Here is a 17199-nt window from a genome sequence, read left to right on the forward strand (position 1 = left end):
CGCGTGTGCCCACCGGGAGGAACCATCCGAATGAGAGTCTGGGCAGTTGCCAATCAAAAAGGTGGAGTCGGCAAGACCACCACCTCCATCGCTTTAGCCGGCTTGCTGGCCGAGGCGGGCAAGCGTGTGGTCGTGGTCGACCTCGACCCCCACGGCTCGATGACCAGCTATTTCGGCTACGACCCGGATGCGCTGGAGCACAGCAACTACGACCTGTTCCTGCACAAAGGCAACGTACCGGCCGACCTGCCCGGGCAATTGCTGCTGCCCACCAGTAACGAAAGCATTTTCCTGCTGCCGTCGAGTACCGCGCTGGCCACCCTGGAGCGCCAGTCGCCGGGGCAGAGCGGCCTGGGCCTGGTGATCGCCAAGACCCTGGCGCAACTGTGGCAGGACTTCGACTACGCGATCATCGACAGCCCGCCGTTGCTCGGGGTGCTGATGGTCAACGCTTTGGCGGCCAGCCAGCAACTGGTGATCCCGGTGCAGACCGAGCACCTGGCGGTCAAGGGCCTGGAGCGCATGGTCAGCACCCTGGCGATGATCAACCGTTCGCGCAAACAGGCGTTGCCCTACAGCATCGTGCCCACCCTGTTCGACCGCCGCACCCAGGCGTCCCTGGGCACCTTGCGCGTCCTGCGCGATGCCTACCCGGAGACTATCTGGAACGGCTACATTCCGGTGGACACCCGCCTGCGTGATGCCAGCCGTGCCGGGCTCACGCCGTCGCAGTTCGACGGCAAAAGCCGCGGTGTGCTGGCCTACCGGGCGTTGCTCAAGCACCTGCTGTCCCAGCAGCTTGTGGCGCAGGTGGCCTGATGATGAACCGTCCCGTCGAACTCAAGGTCAAGACCCGGCCGCAACTGGCACTGGAATCCTACCTGGATGCCTTGCTGCAGGACGCGACCGCAGAAGAATTACAGGAGCCTATCCTGGTGCTGGAGCCGGCGGTCGAAGTGCCGTCCTCGAGCAGCCTGGACGAGTTCCAGTTGGCTGTATTGGAAGAGCAGGCCCGCGATGCACTCGTCGTCCCGGTCAGCGTCCCGGTGGTCGCGCCCGTCGTACCTGCGGTGGTCGAGCCGGTCGTGGAAGTGCACCTGCCACCGAGCATCACGCCACCGCCGGTGAGTGGCGATGATCGGCCGGCCTGGGCGGCCGAGCCATTTGAATGTCTGCTGTTCGACGTCGCCGGGTTGACCCTGGCGGTGCCGTTGGTGTGCCTGGGCTCGATCTACTCGTTGGAGGGCCAGGAACTGACGCCGTTGTTCGGGCAGCCGGAGTGGTTCCTGGGCATCCTGCCGAGCCAGGCCGGTAACCTCAAGGTGCTGGACACCGCACGCTGGGTGATGCCCGACCGCTACCGCGATGACTTCCGCCAAGGCTTGCAATACGTGATCTCGGTGCAGGGCTACGAATGGGGGCTGGCGGTGCATCAAGTCAGCCGCTCGCTGCGCCTGGACCCGAATGAAATCAAATGGCGCAGCCATCGGGGCCAGCGGCCCTGGCTGGCAGGCACCGTGATCGAACACATGTGCGCGTTGCTGGACGTTGCCGAACTGGCCGAGTTGATCGCCAGCGGTGCGGTTAAGGCGATGCCGGTGAACAAACGCAGTTGATGGGACAACAAGGGCCGCGCGAACGTGCGGCCAAAAGAAGTACACACGCCGCCTACATCGGCATTTGAAGGGGTCAGAGATATGAACAAGTCAGCGTCCGCACAAGGTTTGGATGATCCGATCCTGCAATGGGTTACCTTCAAACTGGACAACGAAACCTACGGTATCAACGTGATGCGCGTGCAGGAAGTGCTGCGCTACACCGAGATCGCTCCGGTTCCCGGTGCGCCAAGCTATGTGCTGGGCATCATCAACCTGCGCGGCAACGTGGTGACGGTGATCGACACCCGCCAGCGTTTTGGCCTGGACACGGTCGAAGTCAGCGATAACACGCGTATCGTCATCATCGAGGCCGACAAGCAAGTGGTCGGGATCATGGTCGACAGCGTCGCGGAAGTGGTCTACCTGCGCCAATCGGAAGTGGAAACCGCGCCGAACGTGGGCAACGAGGAATCGGCCAAGTTCATCCAGGGCGTATGCAACAAGAACAACGAACTGTTGATTCTGGTTGAGCTGGACAAAATGATGAGCGAAGAAGAATGGTCGGAACTGGAGAGCATCTGATTGTTCCTTGAGGTCGCGGTGATTGTCCTGGCCCTGTTGTGGGTCGGGACCTTGGGTTTTCTGCTGCGCTACATACGCCAGCAGCGCGAGTTGGCGATGCAGCAGGCCGAGCGCGATGCGGTGCGTGATCGACGGGTGCTGGAGCTGGTCAAGCGGGTTGATCACTTCCAGCAGAGTGCGGTGAGGGTCGGGGACGAGGTGCATGAACTGCGCGCCATTCTCGCGCCGCTGCCGGACAAGCTGGCGCAGATCGAGCAGCGTGACCCTTCCAGCCTGTCATTTGCCCAGGCGGCGAAGCTGGTGGGCATGGGCGCTACCGTGGATGAACTGACCCAGTCGTGTGGCTTGACCCAGGCTGAGGCGCAGTTGATGAGTAAATTACACAAAAGCTGATTGTGCCGTGTATACCGTGCGCTTCTCGCTATGCCTTGAATGCCGCCTGCGGCTGATTGTGTCGGATGCGTCACCGTGCCATGTTTTTCCGTGGCACTTTTACTTGTTTGTGATGACCAAGCTACGCATGTAGGACGTTTCACTCACAAGGATGCGAAATGCCTGTTGATCCCCTCTCGAGCAAAACCCTCTGTTTGGCTGCCGTCTTGGGTTGCCACCTCCGCGCTTACCGCGCAATCAAATGCCGTGCTTCAAGATCGACCGCGTCGTGCTCAGTGGCGATCAGGCTGAAGATGTCCAGTCAACCCTGTCGATGATCCGTTGCAGGGACGTTGCATCGGTGCCAGCGGCATTGACCTCACGTTGAGCCACGGGCCATGCCAGGGACGCGTTGGCGGGTGAGCGGTCTACGCAAACCATGAGGAGGAACGCGATGTTGAGGAGCGGGCTGCTGTTGAGTGTTTACGCGGTGTTATTGATTGGGTGCACGGGCAGGGGCTTCCAACCGCCGCCGCCGGATTTTACCGATTGGCAAAAGAGCGGGGTCTCTGTAGAGGGCGTCAAGAGCAGCATGCTCGCGTGCGGGTACGAGAATGTGGCGGGCACGGGCGGCGGCTCAATCGATGAGAGACTGAAGCACTTCTATTGCATGAAGGACGCTGGCTTTACCCGCAAGGATAATCTGGACCTGTGCAAGCTTGGCCGCGTTGGCGAATCTCCAGTGTGCGATGGCCGCCGCTGATCCATCACTAAAAGGAAGCAAGGAATGAACGATCTACGCAATGGACTGTACGGCGTCGCGCTGGCATTGGCGGTGGCAGGGCTGGGCGGTTGCGCCTCGTCGATGACGGTCACCGGCGAGCCGGGGGTGAAGATGGGCCAGAGTTACGCCCAGGTGCTCGCGGTGGTCAGCCGAAACAACGCTGTGACCAAGCAGGTCGATGGCCAAGGCTTCCGGGCTGAGGGTTATTCGCCGATGTTCAAGGACTGCCGGATCAAGTACTTCATCTTCCAGGGCGCTGATGGCTTGCAGCAGGTGAAGTACGAACCGGCGCCAGAGCTGTCGGTCAAGCAGAATTGCCGTCAGCCGTAAGCGGCCCTTTATTCCTCTGCGAGTTGACTGCTGATGAGCCTTTTACGTGTGGTTCCCGTGGCGTTGCTGGTGCTGCTGACCGGCTGCGGCCAAGTGGCGAACATCCGCTCCCTGTCCACCGGCTACGTTGCACCGCAGACCGGCGAGACCGCCCGCGTGCGGTTGATCACCGATGGTCTGGTGCGCGCGGTGCCGGGGCGTGATTGCCTGGACTGGAACGTGCCGGGCGCCGGGGTGATGGCGTCGACGAAAGCGGGCTTCCCCGATCACAACGGTGAAAGCCTGGGCATGCCTGGGCCTATTTATTCGTGGGCGGCTGCGGTGTCGTCGGAATTGGTGGTGCCGGCGAACACGCCGATCGCCTTTCATTACTTGGGGCAATTGCAGTATTCCCGGCAATGCTCCGCCAGCATGGCCTTCGTGCCTCGGCCCGGGGTGGATTACATGGTGCAGGCGTCCATGTATGCCAATTGTTCGATCCAGTTGCATGAACTGCCGGCGGGCGCCAAGCAATGGGTCGCTGTGGAGCCTGTGCCCAAGGGCAAGCTGTCGATGTGCAACGCGATGGATAACTTCTAGTGAGTCGCGGGATTAATTTTCAACGCCCATGGCTTTTTTTCGGTCGCCCAGGGTCCACATCCTTCAAGCACCTTTGAATCCAGGAGTAAGCCACCCATGACCACCCCCAAGGCACTGTTGATCCTCCACGGCAAGCAGGCCCTCAACGAGGACGTGCGCAGCGCCGTGCTGGCCCGGCGCGAGCAGGGTTGGGAGCTGGCGGTACGGGTGACCTGGGAGGGTGGTGACGCAAAGCGCCTGGTCAAGGAGGCACTGGAGGGCGGCTATACCCACATCATTGCCGGCGGCGGCGATGGCACCTTGCGCGATGTGGCCGAGGCCATGGCGCAGGCCAAGGGTGAGGCCAGCCTGGTGCTGATGCCCTTGGGGACCGCCAACGATTTCGCCAAGGCTGCCGGCGTGCCCTTGGAGCCCGCCCGGGCCCTGGCGTTGCTGGATGTGCCGCCCCGTGCGATCGACCTCGGCCAGGTCGGCGGGCAAATCTTCCTGAATATGGCCACCGGCGGCTTCGGCAGCCAGGTCACCGCCAATACCTCCGAAGACCTGAAGAAAGTCCTGGGTGGCGCCGCCTACCTGTTCACCGGCCTGACGCGCTTCAGCGAGTTGAAGGCCGCCTATGCGGAGCTGGACGGGCCGGATTTCCACTGGAAGGGCGAGCTGCTCGCGCTGGGCATCGGCAACGGTCGCCAGGCGGGCGGTGGGCATGTGCTGTGCCCTGGCGCATTGGCCGACGATGGCTTGCTCGACATCAGTATCCTGCCGGCGCCCCAGGAAGTGGTCGGCACCTTGCGCGAGCTGATGGGTAACGGTTGGGAGCTGGACGCGATGTTCGTGCGGGCACGCCTGCCGTGGGTCAACATCAAGGTCGCACAGGGCTTGTACATCAACCTCGATGGCGAGCCGCTGGAAGGTGACGACCTGCACTTCGAGGCCTTGCCCAAGGCCCTGCGCGTGCATCTGCCGGTGGGTTCGCCCCTAGTCGTCCAGGCTGATGATCTGCTCGCGCACGGCAAATAACACCAGGCCCGCCACATCGAATATCTGCAGGCGCTTCATGATTTGCGAGCGGTGGGCTTCTACGGTCTTGATGCTCAGGCCCAGGCCGTGGGCGATCTCGCGGGTGGATTTGCCGCGCACGATCAGGCGCAGGATTTCCAGTTGGCGGGCCGTGAGGTTATGGCTGTGGCTGGCGGGCGTGGCCGGCCCCTGGCTGCGCACCAGCGCCTGGTTGATCACGGTATGGGCGATCGCCGGGCTCAGGTAGCGCTCGTTGTTGCGCAAGGCCAGCAACGCGTGTTCCAGCTCGTTGGCAGTGGTGTCCTTGAGCAGGTAGCCGTGGGCGCCCGCTTCCAGCGCGCACATGATCAGCTCCGGATCGGTGTGCATCGACAGGATCAGCACCTTGCTCCTGGGGTGCACACGCTTGAGTTGCTGCAGCGCGTCGAGGCCAGTGGTGTGTTTCATGGACAAGTCCAACAGCACGATATCCGGCAGCAGGGTATTGAACTGCTCCAGCAATTGTGCGCCATCGCTGGCTTCGCCGGTCACCGTGTAGCCGGGAATATCCTGTACCAGCGCACGTACGCCGGCCCTGATCAGTGCATGGTCATCCACCAGGAGTAATGTGCAGGTCACTCGATAACCTTAGGGGCGCTGGCCCGTTCGAGGGAGCGAGGCGCCCAGGGGAAAAGCGCGTCGATCCGTGTGCCGTGGCCTGGTTGGCTGCTGACGGACAATGAACCGCCAAGCTGGTCAATGCGCTCGGACATGCCAGCCATGCCCCGTTGACCTTCCAGGCCGGGGTTGATGGCGGGCGAAAAGCCCTGGCCGTCATCACAGATGGTCAACGACAGGCCCTCGGGCAAGCGTTGCAGGCGCACCAGCAGATTGCGCGCCTGGGCGTGGCGCAGCATGTTGGTCACGGCTTCCTGGGTAATGCGAAAGGCCGCCACGGCCATTTCTTCAGGGATGCCGGTCAGTCGTTGCTGGCATTCGAGGCTCCAGTGCACCGGGGTGTTTTCCAGGGTCTTGAGCAGGTGCGCGCGCAGGCTGGCTTCCAGGCCCAGGCTGGCGAGCTGCCGGGGGTTGAGGATGGCGGACACGTCGCGCACCTTGGCCAGGGTCTCGTTCAAGGTGTTGCACAGCACGGTGCACTGGCTTTGCAGCTCCTCCGGCAGGCGGCGCTTGAGCCATTCGCTTTGCAGCTTGGCGGCGGTCAGCAACTGGCCGATATCGTCATGCAGTTCACGGCTGAGGCGATGACGTTCGTTTTCCTGCACTTGCAACAGGCGATCGGCCAACTCCTGGGGCTGGAACTTGATGGATTTACGCGAGCGCCACTGTTGCAGGCCAACCACCACCAAGATGGCCAGGTTGAGCAGCAGCACCAGCAGTGGCAGCGGCGCGGAGCGGCTGTAGGCCCACAGGCTCAGCAGCAGCGAGCCGAGGCACAGGGCGAGGATCAAACGGCGTGCGTTACTGCGGGACGCGGACCTTGCGATGAATGTCTTGAGGCTGGCATGCATAGCGGATGGAGCCAATGAAGGTTCGCTGCGGGAAGACCGGTCGCGGCTGACCGGGCTCTGTTTGGAATACGTTCTTGAATCGTTCTCAAGCAGGCTGAAGTTGAGTCACTTCAAGCGGGTGCATAGTACCACCACTCTTACCGTTGGTCGCCAGGTGCCGTGCCTGGCGGGCCTATTTAAACGCGCAACAACTCGAGGAATGATAATCCCAGAGTTAATGAAGTGAGGTTGTATTATTTCAAAGGGTTTGTATCGTTAATGGCTAATTGATATTGAATAGCCATTTTTCTCCAGCAGATTAGTTGGAGTCGTCGTTTTTAGATAACCCCGTGCTTGAATGCGACCTGATAACGCTTCAAGACAAATGGTGCATACGTTGTTGCGGATTGTAACTGAAACCCTTTTGCGGAATGTGCAGGGTGACCGTGTCAATCAACTTGGTCTGTTCTTCTTCATCCAGGGGCAGTTGGCCTGTTTTTGCATCGATCAATTCCAACTGCCAGGCCAGCAATGTCAGGCAGTCATGCAGGGCGTCCAGGGCTTGATCATGTAACTGCAACGGGTTTTCGGCGTTGGCGATCACGTCCTGGATATGCCGCGAGAACTCGCTGATCGCTTGCAGGGCCAGGCAATCGGCCTTTTCGGCGAGCTTGATCAGGCTGATTTTCATGCAGTCGATGGCGTCACTGTCGTTGCGGATCAAATGCAGGTGGCTCAGGCATTCTTCCGACTTGGTCAGCAGCTTTTCAGCCTCGCGCAGGAACTCAGGAAGTGCAAGTTGCCACTCGTTACCGTCGTTCATCATGCAAGTCTCCACAACATAAGGTCGGGTGATGAGAGGTCGCACCGGGTGAATGGCGTAAAACTACCGCTGAAAGAGAACGGGAATCTGTAGGTTGCTTCTGAGTTTTCAGTAGGACGTTTATTTGAATGACGGCGAAGGCTGTGCGTGGCCCCCGTGAGCGGGCTCGATTGCACACCTTCAGTTGCCGCGACGTGAGCGTCTGGAAAACCCATAAGACGAGGGCTGGGGATGGCAAACAAAAGCCTGACTCCATTCATGCAATGAGAATGGCATCACATTAATGGCTATTAGATATTGCGAACATCAGGTTGGGCCTGATTGTGTATAGGGGAATCCCTTACATGGCGGAACCTTGCGTCGATTTGAATGTCGCGCAACGTCGCTGCACCGCCATATGAACAGGCCTCAGCAGTAAAGCATGATGTCAGTGTGACATCAATGAATTTACGTGGCATTTTACCGGGGTCAAGGTCCGGCGTTTGCCGCCGATAACAAGCTAACTGCACAAACACTTCGCGCATTACTTTCCAGCGCACACCAGGAGCTCTTAATGGCCGGCATTCTCGACACGGTAGACCAACGCACGCAACTGGTGGGTGAGAATCGCCTGGAGATCCTCATGTTCCGCCTGGCCGGGCGGCAGCTGTTCGCCATCAACGTGTTCAAGGTGCAGGAAGTCCTGCAACTGCCCAAGCTGACCCTGATGCCCCAGCGCCACCCCTTCGTGTGCGGCGTGGTCAACCTGCGGGGCCAGACCCTGCCGGTGATCGACTTGTCCCAGGCCATCGGCATGCGTCCGCTGGTGCCGGGCCCCAACAGCACCATCATCGTCACCGAGTACAACCGCTCGGTGCAGGCGTTCCTGGTGGGTGGCGTGGACCGCATCGTCAACATGAACTGGGAGGCCATCCTGCCGCCGCCGACCAGCGCCGGGCGCCAGCATTACCTCACCGCCATCAGCAAGGTCGACGACCAGTTGGTGGAGATCATCGACGTGGAAAAAGTCCTCGCCGAGATCGTGCCGTACAACGCCAAGGTCTCCCGCGAAAAACTCGACGACCCGGTGCTGGAACGCGCCCGTGGCCGCGAAGTGCTGCTGGTGGACGACTCCAACGTGGCCCTGTCGCAATTGCGCGACACCCTCGGCCAACTGGGCGTGAAGATGCACATCGCCAGCGACGGTCTCAAGGCGCTGAACATGCTCAAGGCCTGGGCCGACGCCGGCCATGTGATGACCGACAAGCTGCTGATGATCTTCACCGACGCAGAAATGCCCGAGATGGACGGCTACCGCCTCACCACCGAAATCCGCAACGACCCACGACTGCGCAAGCTCTACGTGGTGCTGCACACCTCGCTGTCGGGCAGTTTCAACGACTCGATGGTGAAGAAGGTCGGCTGCGACAACTTCCTGTCCAAGTTCCAGCCGGACAAGCTGGTGGATGTGGTGCGTCAGCGCCTGATGCTGGACGAAGCGTCCGCTTGACCTTAGGGTGACGGCTTTGCCCCTCAGGAATGTTGGCCCATGCTTCGTCTCAGCGCGTTGTACCGTTACCCCTTGAAGTCCGGCAAGGCCGAAACCCTGCAACAGATCGGCCTGGATAAACTGGGGTTGGACGGCGATCGACGCTGGATGCTGGTGGATGAGGCCAGCGGGCGTTTCCTCACCCAGCGCGCCGTGGCGAAGATGAGCCAACTGTCGGCGCTGTGGAACAGCAGCGGCGGCCTGACCCTGAGTTCGCCTGGCTACGCGCCGCTGGACGTGGCGTTGCCCGGCAGCGCGGCTGAGTTACGTGGCGTGACCATCTGGCGCGACACCTTGCGTGTGCCGGACGCCGGCGACGAAGCCGCCGCCTGGGTCAGCGCCTTTATCGGCAAACCGACACGGCTGGTGCAGATTCCTCTGGAGCGGGCGCGCACTACCCAGGCAGGTTACGGCCGCGATGATGACCAGGTCGCGTTCGCCGACGGTTATCCGTTACTGGTGATCGGGCAAGCGTCCCTCGACGACCTCTCGCAAAAAGTCGGCCGTCCCATGGACATGCTGCGCTTTCGCCCCAACCTGGTGATCGAAGGCAGCGACGCCTTCGCCGAGGATGGCTGGAAGCGCCTGCGCATCGGGGATGTGGAGTTTCGTGCAGTCAAGCCCTGCTCACGCTGCATTCTCACCACCATCGATCCGCACACCGGCGAGCGCAGTCCCGACCGTGAGCCTTTTGTGACGCTGGAGGCCTACCGCAAGACCGAGGACGGCGCGATTTTTGGCCAGAACCTGGTCAACGATGGCGTGGGCCGCCTGGAAGTGGGCATGCCGGTGATCATCCTCGAATAAGCCATGGGCCCATAAAAAATGCCAGTCTCCTGGGAGACGGGCATTTTTTTTGCGGCGCAGCGATCAGCCGCGGTATTCGCACAGGTAAGCGGTGTCTACCGCGACCTTCAGCTGGAACTTGCTGTTGGCCGGTACGTTGAACTGGCTGCCGGCGGCGAAGGTTTCCCAGTCATTGGCGTCGGGCAGCTTGACGCTCAGGGCGCCGGACACCACGTGCATGATTTCGCGCTGGGCGGTGCCGAATTCGTATTCACCCGGGGCCATCACGCCGATGGTCGCCGGACCTTCTGCGGTGCCGAAAGCGATCGACTTGACGGTGCCGTCGAAGTACTCGTTGACTTTGAACATGGGCGAATCCTCGGAAAAAGGGTCTGGAAAGGTCGGCCAGTATGCCCAAGGCCAGGGAAGCTGCCTAGACCGGCAAAATCAGCGGCAGCAGGCGCGCGGTGTTGCGTGCATCTTCCAGCGCGCGATGTTGCTGGCCCTGGAACTGCATCCCCGCCAATTGCAGGGCGCCATTGAGCCCCAGGGGCTTGTCCAGGCGCCGGGCCTTGGCGAAGCGTTGCTTGAGGTTGACATGGGGCGTGGGGGCCATGGCGCTGGCCAGGCCATGGCGCTGCCATTCGAGCTCCAGCTGCACGCGGTCGTAGTCACCCCAACTGGCCCAGCCTTCCAGGCGCGCCTGATGCTGGCCCAGCCAGCGCTCGAACAGCGGCCACACCTCGATGAACGGTGCAGCGCCGTCGATATTTGCCTGGGTGATATGGGTCAGCTGGCGACAAAAGGGCGTGAGCAAGGGGCGGCGCAGCGGCCGCACAAAGCGCTGGAAGTGGTCCAGCTCGCGGCCCTGGCGGTTTACCAGGCTAGCGCCGATCTCGATGACTTCCATCTCCGTCACGGGCCAGCCGCCTTCATCCGTTGTGGCTTCAAGGTCAATAATCAGCCAATGAGGCATCGCGCAGGTTCCCGTACTCGTCCTTTCCTGTTGGGGATAGAGCGTAGACCGGCCTTGTAGTTCCGACTAGGGGGTTATTCGATCTCCAGCAGAACCTGGCGATTGCGTACCTGATCGCCCGCCATCACCTGCACGGCCTTGACCACGCCGTCCCTGTCGGCCTTGAGTGGATGCTCCATTTTCATGGCTTCGAGCACCAGCAGCAGTTGGCCTTTAGTCACCTGTTCACCGGTGCTGACGCGGACGTCGACGATGGCACCGTCCATCGGTGCCTTGACCGTGCCGCTGCCTGCGTCGGCCTGGCGCCCGGCAACCTGCTGGGTGCGGTTGGTGACGATAAGGCCTGGCAACCACAGCCGAGAGCCCTCCAGGTGATAGGCGATACGCCGGCGAATGCCGTTGAGCACCACGGTGGCGTGACGGCCATCGGTGCTGAGTGGCAGGGGGGCGGCGGTGACGGTGTGGGTTTCGCCGTCGACCTCCAGGCGAAAGGTGCAGGGAACCCGCGCGTTGTTGCGCCATCCCGCGAGGCCGTGGGGATGCTGGTCGGCGCTGTGTTGGTAAAACAGCGCGGCGGCCAGGGCGAGTTGATCACTTGTCGCGGCCGGGCGCGGTATTTCGCTGAAGTGCTCGGCGATAAACCCGGTGCTGAAATCACCCTCGATAAACCCTGGGTGCTTGAGCAGTTCAGCCAACAAGCGCTGATTGGTCGTCACCCCCAGCAACAACGTGTCTTCCACCGCCCGCAGCAGTTTGCGCCGGGCTTCTTCGCGGGTGGCGCCATGGGCGATGAGCTTGCCGAGCATCGGGTCATAGAACGGGCTGATGGTTTCGCCTTCGCACAGCCCATGGTCAACCCGTACGCCCACGGCCGGTTCCCAGCGCAGCACCTCACCGGTTTGCGGCAGGAAGCCCTGGGCCGGGTCCTCAGCATAGAGGCGCACTTCCATGGCGTGGCCGCTCAGGCTCACCTGCGCCTGCTCGAGCGGCAGCGGCTGGCCGGCGGCGATCTGCAGTTGCCAGGCCACCAGGTCGAGGCCGGTGATCAGCTCGGTGATCGGGTGCTCCACTTGCAGGCGGGTGTTCATTTCCAGGAAGTAGAACCGGCCGTTGCGGTCGAGCAGGAATTCCACGGTACCGGCGCCGAGGTAATTCACTGCGCGCCCGGCCTTGAGCGCGGCCTCGCCCATGGCCTGGCGCAGTTCGGGCGTCATCACCGGGCAGGGCGCTTCCTCGATGACTTTTTGATGGCGGCGCTGGATCGAGCAGTCGCGTTCGCCGAGGTAAATCAGGTTGCCGTGGCGGTCGCCGAACAGTTGGATCTCGACGTGGCGCGGCTCGATCAGCGCCTGTTCGAGGATCAGTTCGTCACTGCCGAACGCATGCCTGGCCTCCGAGCGGGCGCTGTGCAGGCTTTCCAGCAGCGCCTCCGGCTGGTGGACCAGACGCATGCCACGGCCACCGCCGCCGGCGCTGGCCTTTATCATCAGCGGGTAGCCGATGCGCTCGGCTTCACGTTGCAGGCAGGTGTCATCCTGGGCGCTGCCCTGGTAGCCGGCGATGCAAGGCACGCCGGCCTCGAGCATGGCGAGTTTGGACCGGCGCTTGCTGCCCATCAATTCGATGGCCTCGGCGCTGGGGCCGATGAAGGTCAGGCCGGCGTCCTGGCACGCGCGGGCGAAACCGGGGTTTTCCGAGAGGAAGCCGTAGCCGGGGTGGATGGCGTCGGCGCCGGTCAGTTTGGCTGCATTGAGGATGGCTTCTATGTTCAGGTACGACTGCTGTACCGGGGCGGGGCCGATGTGGACGGCTTCGTCGGCCATTTGTATGTGCCGGGCTTGGGCGTCGGCGTCGCTGTAGACGGCGACGGTGCGGTAGCCCAATGCCTGGGCCGTGCGCTGGATGCGGCAGGCGATTTCGCCGCGGTTGGCGATCAGGATTTTTGTGAACTGCGGCATTTTTTGCTCCGTGTGTATATCCGTTATTTAGGTAACGGCCACTTAGGGTTCCGCTCTTACAGCGGGTCACTTTTGGAAGGACCCAAAAGTAACCAAAAGGTCCTCGCCCCAACACTCGGCACCTCGCCTAGGCTCGGTGTGCCCTCACTCCGGCTTTGGAGCGTGGGCCGCCGCAATGGGCCATCCCTGGCCCAGTGCGGCTAATCCGGCGTCCTGCCGGGTTACCCACGCTCCAAAGCCTGCGTTCGGCCAGCGTGTTTGACGGGGCGATCCCACATCAAAAACAAAGCGAGGCGGCCTTAAAGCCGACCTGATCTTTGAAGCGTACGCGGTGTGGCTTCTACTTCCTTAACCGCTGACGAAGTCAGCAATCTTTTGATCTGCTCTGGCTCTTGATCTGCTTTTGATTTTGATCTTAGGCGCCCCGTTAACCACGCTGGCCGAACGCAGGCTTGAATCCGTGGGTAACCCGGCAGGACGCCGGGTTAGCCGTCCTGGGCCAGGGATGGCCCATGACGGCGGCCCACGGATTCAAGCCTGCGTTCGGGCATACCGAGCCTAGGCGAGGTACCGAGTGGTGGGGCAAGAGCCCTTTGGTTACTTTGGGGCTTTTCCAAAGTGACCCGCTGTAAGAGCGGAACCATAGGCAGCCGTTACCGCAGCAACGGATATGTACTCGGTCAAACCCAACGACATGGTCGGCCCGAAGGCCGCCACGGCAGCAAGCGCCCTCGCCACAGACCACAGAAAATTGTGTAGATACCCATGCTCAGCGGGCGTCATTTGCACCACCCAGGCTTGCGCTTCTGCACAAACGCCTGCGTCCCCTCGATCCCTTCCGCGCTGGTCACCGCCTCGGCAAACCACTGCGCCGCCTGGTCCAGCAGCGGCCCCACGGGCTGCTCCACGCTGGCCAGCAACAGCGCCTTGGTACGCGCATTGGCGCCGGGGGCGCAGCGCAGCACCTGCCCCAGCACCTCATCCAGACGCTCCGCCAACGCCTGCGGATCGGTCTCGGTGAAGTGCACCAGCCCCAGCCGTTGAGCTTCCAACCCATCGAACCGCGCCGCCGTCAGCGCCAGTCGCCGCGCCTGGGTCAGGCCGATACGCTTGACCACAAACGGTGCGATCTGTGCCGGCAGCAACCCCAGGCTGGTCTCCGGTAAACCGAACTGCGCCTTGTGATCGGCAATCGCGATGTCACTCACGCAGGCCAGGCCAAACCCGCCGCCCAGCACCGCGCCTTGCAGCACCACGATGACCACTGGCGACACGGCTTCCACCGCTTGCAGCAACGTGCCGAAGGCCCGGTTCAGGGCCTGCAATTGATCGCCGGCGCTGACCAGGTCCTTCACATCGGCACCGGCGCAAAAATGCCCGCCTGCGCCGCTGATCACCACGGCGCGCACCTGGCTGTCCAACCCGGCCAGCACCGCGCGCAGTTCGTTGACCATTTCCAGGCTCATGGCATTGCGGCATTCGGGCCGGTTGAGGGTGATGTGCAACACGCCGTTGTGGGGTTCGAGCAGCAGGGTATTCATGGCTTTTTCCCCGGCAAAGTGCCCATCAACTTGCAGATGATGCCCAGCATGATTTCATCGGCACCGCCGCCAATCGACACCAGGCGCACGTCGCGATAGGCGCGGGCCACCGGGTTGTCCCACATGAAGCCCATGCCGCCCCAGTATTGCAGGCAACTGTCGCTGACTTCGCGGCCGAGGCGCCCGGCCTTGAGCTTGGCCATGGAGGCCAGGCGAGTCACGTCCTGGCCCTTGATGTACTGCTCGGTGGCCTGGTAGACCAGTGCGCGCAGGCATTCGATTTCGGTGGCCAGTTCGGCCAGGCGGAAGTGAATCACCTGGTTGTCGATCAGCGCCTTGCCGAAGGTCTGGCGCTCCTTGCAGTACTCGACGGTGCTGTCGATGCAGTACTCCAGGCCCTTGATCATATTGGCCGCGCCAAACAGGCGTTCTTCCTGGAACTGCAGCATCTGCATCATGAAACCCGCGCCTTCATGGCCGATGCGATTGCGCTGGGGCACGCGCACGCCGTCGAAGAACACCTGGGCGGTCTCGGAGCTGTGCATGCCGAGTTTTTCCAGGGGCGGGCTGACGCTGATCCCTGGGGTGTTCATCGGCACCATGATCAGCGACTTGTTGATATGCGGCTTGTCGTCGGAGGTGTTGGCCAACAGGCAGATAAAGTCGGCGCTGGGCGAGTTGGTGATCCACATTTTGCTGCCGTTGATCACATAGTCGCTGCCGTCCTTGCGCGCATGGGTTTTCAACCCGGCCACATCGGAGCCGGCGCCGGTTTCCGAGACGCCGATGCAACCGACCTGCTCGCCGCTGATAGCCGGGCGCAGGAATTCGTCGCGCAATTCATCGGAACCGAAGCGGGCGAGGGCGGGGGTGCACATATCGGTCTGCACGCCGATGGACATGGGGATGCCGCCGCAGCGGATGGTGCCGAACTCTTCGGCGGCGACGATCGAGTAGCTGTAGTCCAGGCCCATGCCGCCGAATTGTTCCGGTTTGGAGATCCCCAGCAAGCCGAGGTCGCCGGCCTTGCGGAAGATGTCGTGGATGGGGAAGCGCCCGGCTTTTTCCCATGCGTCCACATGGGGGTTGATATCGCGGTCGACGAAGGCACGGACGGTGCGGCGCAGTTCCTGATGTTCCTGGGTGAAGATCATTGTTCTTGTTCTCCGGTTAGAAGCGCGCGATGCCGAAGCTGTTGGGCTGCAACTCGCGGACGTCGGCCTCGTGACAGATATCCAGCAGAAAGCCGAGTAAGGTACGGGTATCCCGTGGGTCTATCAGCCCGTCATCCCACAGGTTCGCGCTGCCATAGAGGGCAGTGGACTGACTGTCGAGTTTTTGCGCGGTGACCTGTTCGAGCATGTCCAGCACCTTGGGATCCGGCACCAGGCCGTCTTTCAACTGCTTGGCCTCGGTGACGATCCGCAGCACCTTGCCCGCCTGGGCACCGCCCATCACCGCCGTGCGGCTGTTGGGCCAGGCGAAGATAAAACGTGGGTCCAGGCCGCGACCGCACATTGCATAGTTGCCGGCGCCGTAGGAGCCACCGACCACCACCGTGAGTTTAGGCACCCGTGCGTTGGCCACCGCCTGGATCATCTTCGCGCCATGCTTGATCACCCCTTGCTGCTCCGCTTCGGTACCCACCATGAAGCCGGTGGTGTTGTGCAGGAACAGCAGCGGTGTGCGGCTCTGGTCACACAGCTGGATAAACTGCGCCGCCTTGCTCGCGCCCTTGGGCGTGATCGGGCCGTTGTTGCCGATCACGCCGACCGCGCGGCCCTGGATGTGCAGATGGCCGCAGACGGTATGGGCGTCGAACGCTGCCTTGAACTCGAGGAACTGCGAACCGTCGGCCAGGCGCGCGAGGATCTCGCGCACGTCGTAGGGCTTTTTCGGGTCAGCGGGGATCAGCCCCAGCAGGTCGTCGATGGGGTACAGCGGCTCGGCGTAAGTGCGTTTGGGCGCCAACGGCAGGCGCTCATCCCAGGGCAACAGGCTGACGATTTCACGGACGATGCGCACTCCATCGGCGTCGTTTTCCGCCAGGTATTCAGCAGTGCCGGCGATCTGTGCATGCATTTCGGCGCCGCCCAATTCTTCATCGGTGGCGACTTCACCGGTCGCCGCCTTGAGCAGCGGCGGGCCGGCAAGGAACAGCTTGGCCTTGCCGCGCACCACCACCACGTAATCCGACAGCCCTGGCTGGTACGCGCCCCCCGCCGTGGCCGAGCCGTGCACCACGGTGATCTGCGGCAAGCCCATGGCCGACATGCGCGCCTGGTTGGCAAAGCTGCGCGCGCCTTCGATGAAAATCTCCGCGGCATAGTTGAGGTTGGCGCCGCCGCTTTCGGCGAGGGTCACCACCGGTAGTTTGTTGTCCATGGCGATCTGTTGCAGGCGCAGGGATTTTTTCAGGCCGGAGGGCGAAACGGTGCCGCCCTTGATCGCGCTGTTATTGGCCACCACCAGCATGCGCACGCCGCTGACGTAGCCGATGCCGGCGATCAACCCCCCGCCGGCGGCGCTGCCGTCCTTGTCATCATGCAGCTTGTAGCCGGCCAGGCTCGCCAGTTCCAGGAACGGCGCGCCCGGGTCCAGCAGCAGGTTGAGGCGCTCGCGGGGCAGCAGTTGGCCGCGTTTTTCGAACTTGGGCCTGGCCTCCTCGGCCTTGCCCAGCAGGGTCTGTTCCAACTGGCGCAGGTGTTGGATGCCTTCCAGCATGGCGGCGCGGTTCTGGGCGAACTGCGGGCTGTGGGGATCGATCAGGCTGTCAATCAGCGGCATGGTTTATTGCTCCGCCTTGTGTCGCGGCCGCTGACGATCACGGTGTAGCCC

At 62.3% G+C, this 17199-nt stretch carries 20 protein-coding genes; 10 read left to right on the forward strand and 10 right to left on the reverse strand.

Annotation, left to right across the window (positions count from 1 at the left end):
- The first annotated feature begins 30 nt into the window (after window positions 1-30).
- From B9N88_RS06510 to yegS, 8 genes are all read left to right on the forward strand, one after another.
- On the forward strand, window positions 31-819 hold the full coding sequence (locus B9N88_RS06510) for a ParA family protein (RefSeq protein ID WP_027603874.1): 789 nt from the start codon (window positions 31-33) through the stop codon (window positions 817-819).
- Window positions 820-821: 2 nt separating this feature from the next.
- Entirely contained in the window at window positions 822-1616 is a 795-nt protein-coding gene (locus tag B9N88_RS06515) for a CheW domain-containing protein (RefSeq protein WP_027603875.1), read from the forward strand.
- 81 nt (window positions 1617-1697) lie between these two features.
- The gene (locus tag B9N88_RS06520; RefSeq protein WP_005790025.1) at window positions 1698-2180 is read left to right on the forward strand and encodes a chemotaxis protein CheW; all 483 of its coding nucleotides are present in this window, start codon (window positions 1698-1700) and stop codon (window positions 2178-2180) included.
- Window positions 2181-2573 (forward strand): DUF2802 domain-containing protein, encoded by a 393-nt coding sequence (locus B9N88_RS06525; protein WP_027603876.1) that lies wholly within the window; start codon window positions 2181-2183, stop codon window positions 2571-2573. It abuts the gene before it with no gap.
- A gap of 433 nt (window positions 2574-3006) precedes the next feature.
- Entirely contained in the window at window positions 3007-3315 is a 309-nt protein-coding gene (locus B9N88_RS06530; protein WP_027603877.1) for a hypothetical protein, read from the forward strand.
- A gap of 24 nt (window positions 3316-3339) precedes the next feature.
- On the forward strand, window positions 3340-3666 hold the full coding sequence (locus tag B9N88_RS06535) for a hypothetical protein (RefSeq protein WP_027603878.1): 327 nt from the start codon (window positions 3340-3342) through the stop codon (window positions 3664-3666).
- A gap of 33 nt (window positions 3667-3699) precedes the next feature.
- Window positions 3700-4245 carry a hypothetical protein gene (locus B9N88_RS06540; protein ID WP_027603879.1) on the forward strand — a complete coding sequence of 182 codons (546 nt, stop codon included), beginning with the start codon at window positions 3700-3702 and terminating at the stop codon, window positions 4243-4245.
- Between the two features lie 96 nt (window positions 4246-4341).
- Window positions 4342-5262 (forward strand): lipid kinase YegS, encoded by a 921-nt coding sequence (gene yegS, locus B9N88_RS06545; protein ID WP_027603880.1) that lies wholly within the window; start codon window positions 4342-4344, stop codon window positions 5260-5262.
- Here the strand turns inward: yegS and B9N88_RS06550 are convergent.
- The 4 genes from B9N88_RS06550 to B9N88_RS32265 all read right to left on the reverse strand — a co-directional run bounded on the left by B9N88_RS06550 (window position 5221) and on the right by B9N88_RS32265 (window position 8096).
- Window positions 5221-5880: a response regulator transcription factor gene (locus B9N88_RS06550; RefSeq protein ID WP_027603881.1), complete on the reverse strand. Its 660-nt coding sequence runs from the start codon at window positions 5878-5880 to the stop codon at window positions 5221-5223. The genes yegS and B9N88_RS06550 overlap by 42 nt on opposite strands.
- Window positions 5877-6770 (reverse strand): sensor histidine kinase, encoded by an 894-nt coding sequence (locus B9N88_RS06555; RefSeq protein WP_027603882.1) that lies wholly within the window; start codon window positions 6768-6770, stop codon window positions 5877-5879. The genes B9N88_RS06550 and B9N88_RS06555 overlap by 4 nt, the downstream gene beginning before the upstream one ends.
- Before the next feature lie 355 nt (window positions 6771-7125).
- Window positions 7126-7575 carry a hypothetical protein gene (locus B9N88_RS06560; protein WP_027603883.1) on the reverse strand — a complete coding sequence of 150 codons (450 nt, stop codon included), beginning with the start codon at window positions 7573-7575 and terminating at the stop codon, window positions 7126-7128.
- A gap of 287 nt (window positions 7576-7862) precedes the next feature.
- Entirely contained in the window at window positions 7863-8096 is a 234-nt protein-coding gene (locus B9N88_RS32265) for a hypothetical protein (RefSeq protein WP_133822115.1), read from the reverse strand.
- A gap of 29 nt (window positions 8097-8125) precedes the next feature.
- Here B9N88_RS32265 and B9N88_RS06565 point away from each other — a divergent pair, with 29 nt between their 5' ends.
- Both B9N88_RS06565 and B9N88_RS06570 read left to right on the forward strand, forming a co-directional pair.
- Window positions 8126-9061, forward strand: coding sequence for a chemotaxis protein CheV (locus tag B9N88_RS06565; RefSeq protein WP_027603884.1), 936 nt, complete (start codon window positions 8126-8128; stop codon window positions 9059-9061).
- 39 nt (window positions 9062-9100) lie between these two features.
- Window positions 9101-9907, forward strand: a complete 807-nt coding sequence (locus tag B9N88_RS06570) for an MOSC domain-containing protein (protein ID WP_027603885.1) — start codon at window positions 9101-9103, stop codon at window positions 9905-9907.
- Between the two features lie 63 nt (window positions 9908-9970).
- On the opposite strand, the gene B9N88_RS06575 is transcribed toward B9N88_RS06570, so the two are convergent.
- The 6 genes from B9N88_RS06575 to B9N88_RS06615 form a co-directional block, all read right to left on the reverse strand.
- The gene (locus tag B9N88_RS06575; RefSeq protein WP_027603886.1) at window positions 9971-10255 is read right to left on the reverse strand and encodes a pyrimidine/purine nucleoside phosphorylase; all 285 of its coding nucleotides are present in this window, start codon (window positions 10253-10255) and stop codon (window positions 9971-9973) included.
- A gap of 64 nt (window positions 10256-10319) precedes the next feature.
- Window positions 10320-10862: a 3'-5' exonuclease gene (locus B9N88_RS06580; RefSeq protein WP_027603887.1), complete on the reverse strand. Its 543-nt coding sequence runs from the start codon at window positions 10860-10862 to the stop codon at window positions 10320-10322.
- A 74-nt stretch (window positions 10863-10936) separates the two neighbouring features.
- Window positions 10937-12820, reverse strand: coding sequence for an acetyl-CoA carboxylase biotin carboxylase subunit (locus B9N88_RS06585; RefSeq protein WP_027603888.1), 1884 nt, complete (start codon window positions 12818-12820; stop codon window positions 10937-10939).
- 779 nt (window positions 12821-13599) lie between these two features.
- A complete protein-coding gene (locus tag B9N88_RS06605; protein WP_027603889.1) occupies window positions 13600-14361 on the reverse strand; it encodes an enoyl-CoA hydratase/isomerase family protein in 762 nt (253 codons plus the stop codon).
- Complete coding sequence (gene atuD, locus B9N88_RS06610; RefSeq protein WP_027603890.1) at window positions 14358-15515, reverse strand: citronellyl-CoA dehydrogenase; 1158 nt, start codon at window positions 15513-15515, stop codon at window positions 14358-14360. Before atuD ends, B9N88_RS06605 begins: the two co-directional genes overlap by 4 nt.
- Window positions 15516-15531: 16 nt before the next feature.
- On the reverse strand, window positions 15532-17148 hold the full coding sequence (locus tag B9N88_RS06615; protein ID WP_027603891.1) for an acyl-CoA carboxylase subunit beta: 1617 nt from the start codon (window positions 17146-17148) through the stop codon (window positions 15532-15534).
- Between the last annotated feature and the right edge of the window lie 51 nt (window positions 17149-17199).

Source organism: Pseudomonas sp. LAMO17WK12:I1 (assembly GCF_900177315.1).
GTDB lineage: Bacteria > Pseudomonadota > Gammaproteobacteria > Pseudomonadales > Pseudomonadaceae > Aquipseudomonas > Aquipseudomonas marginalis.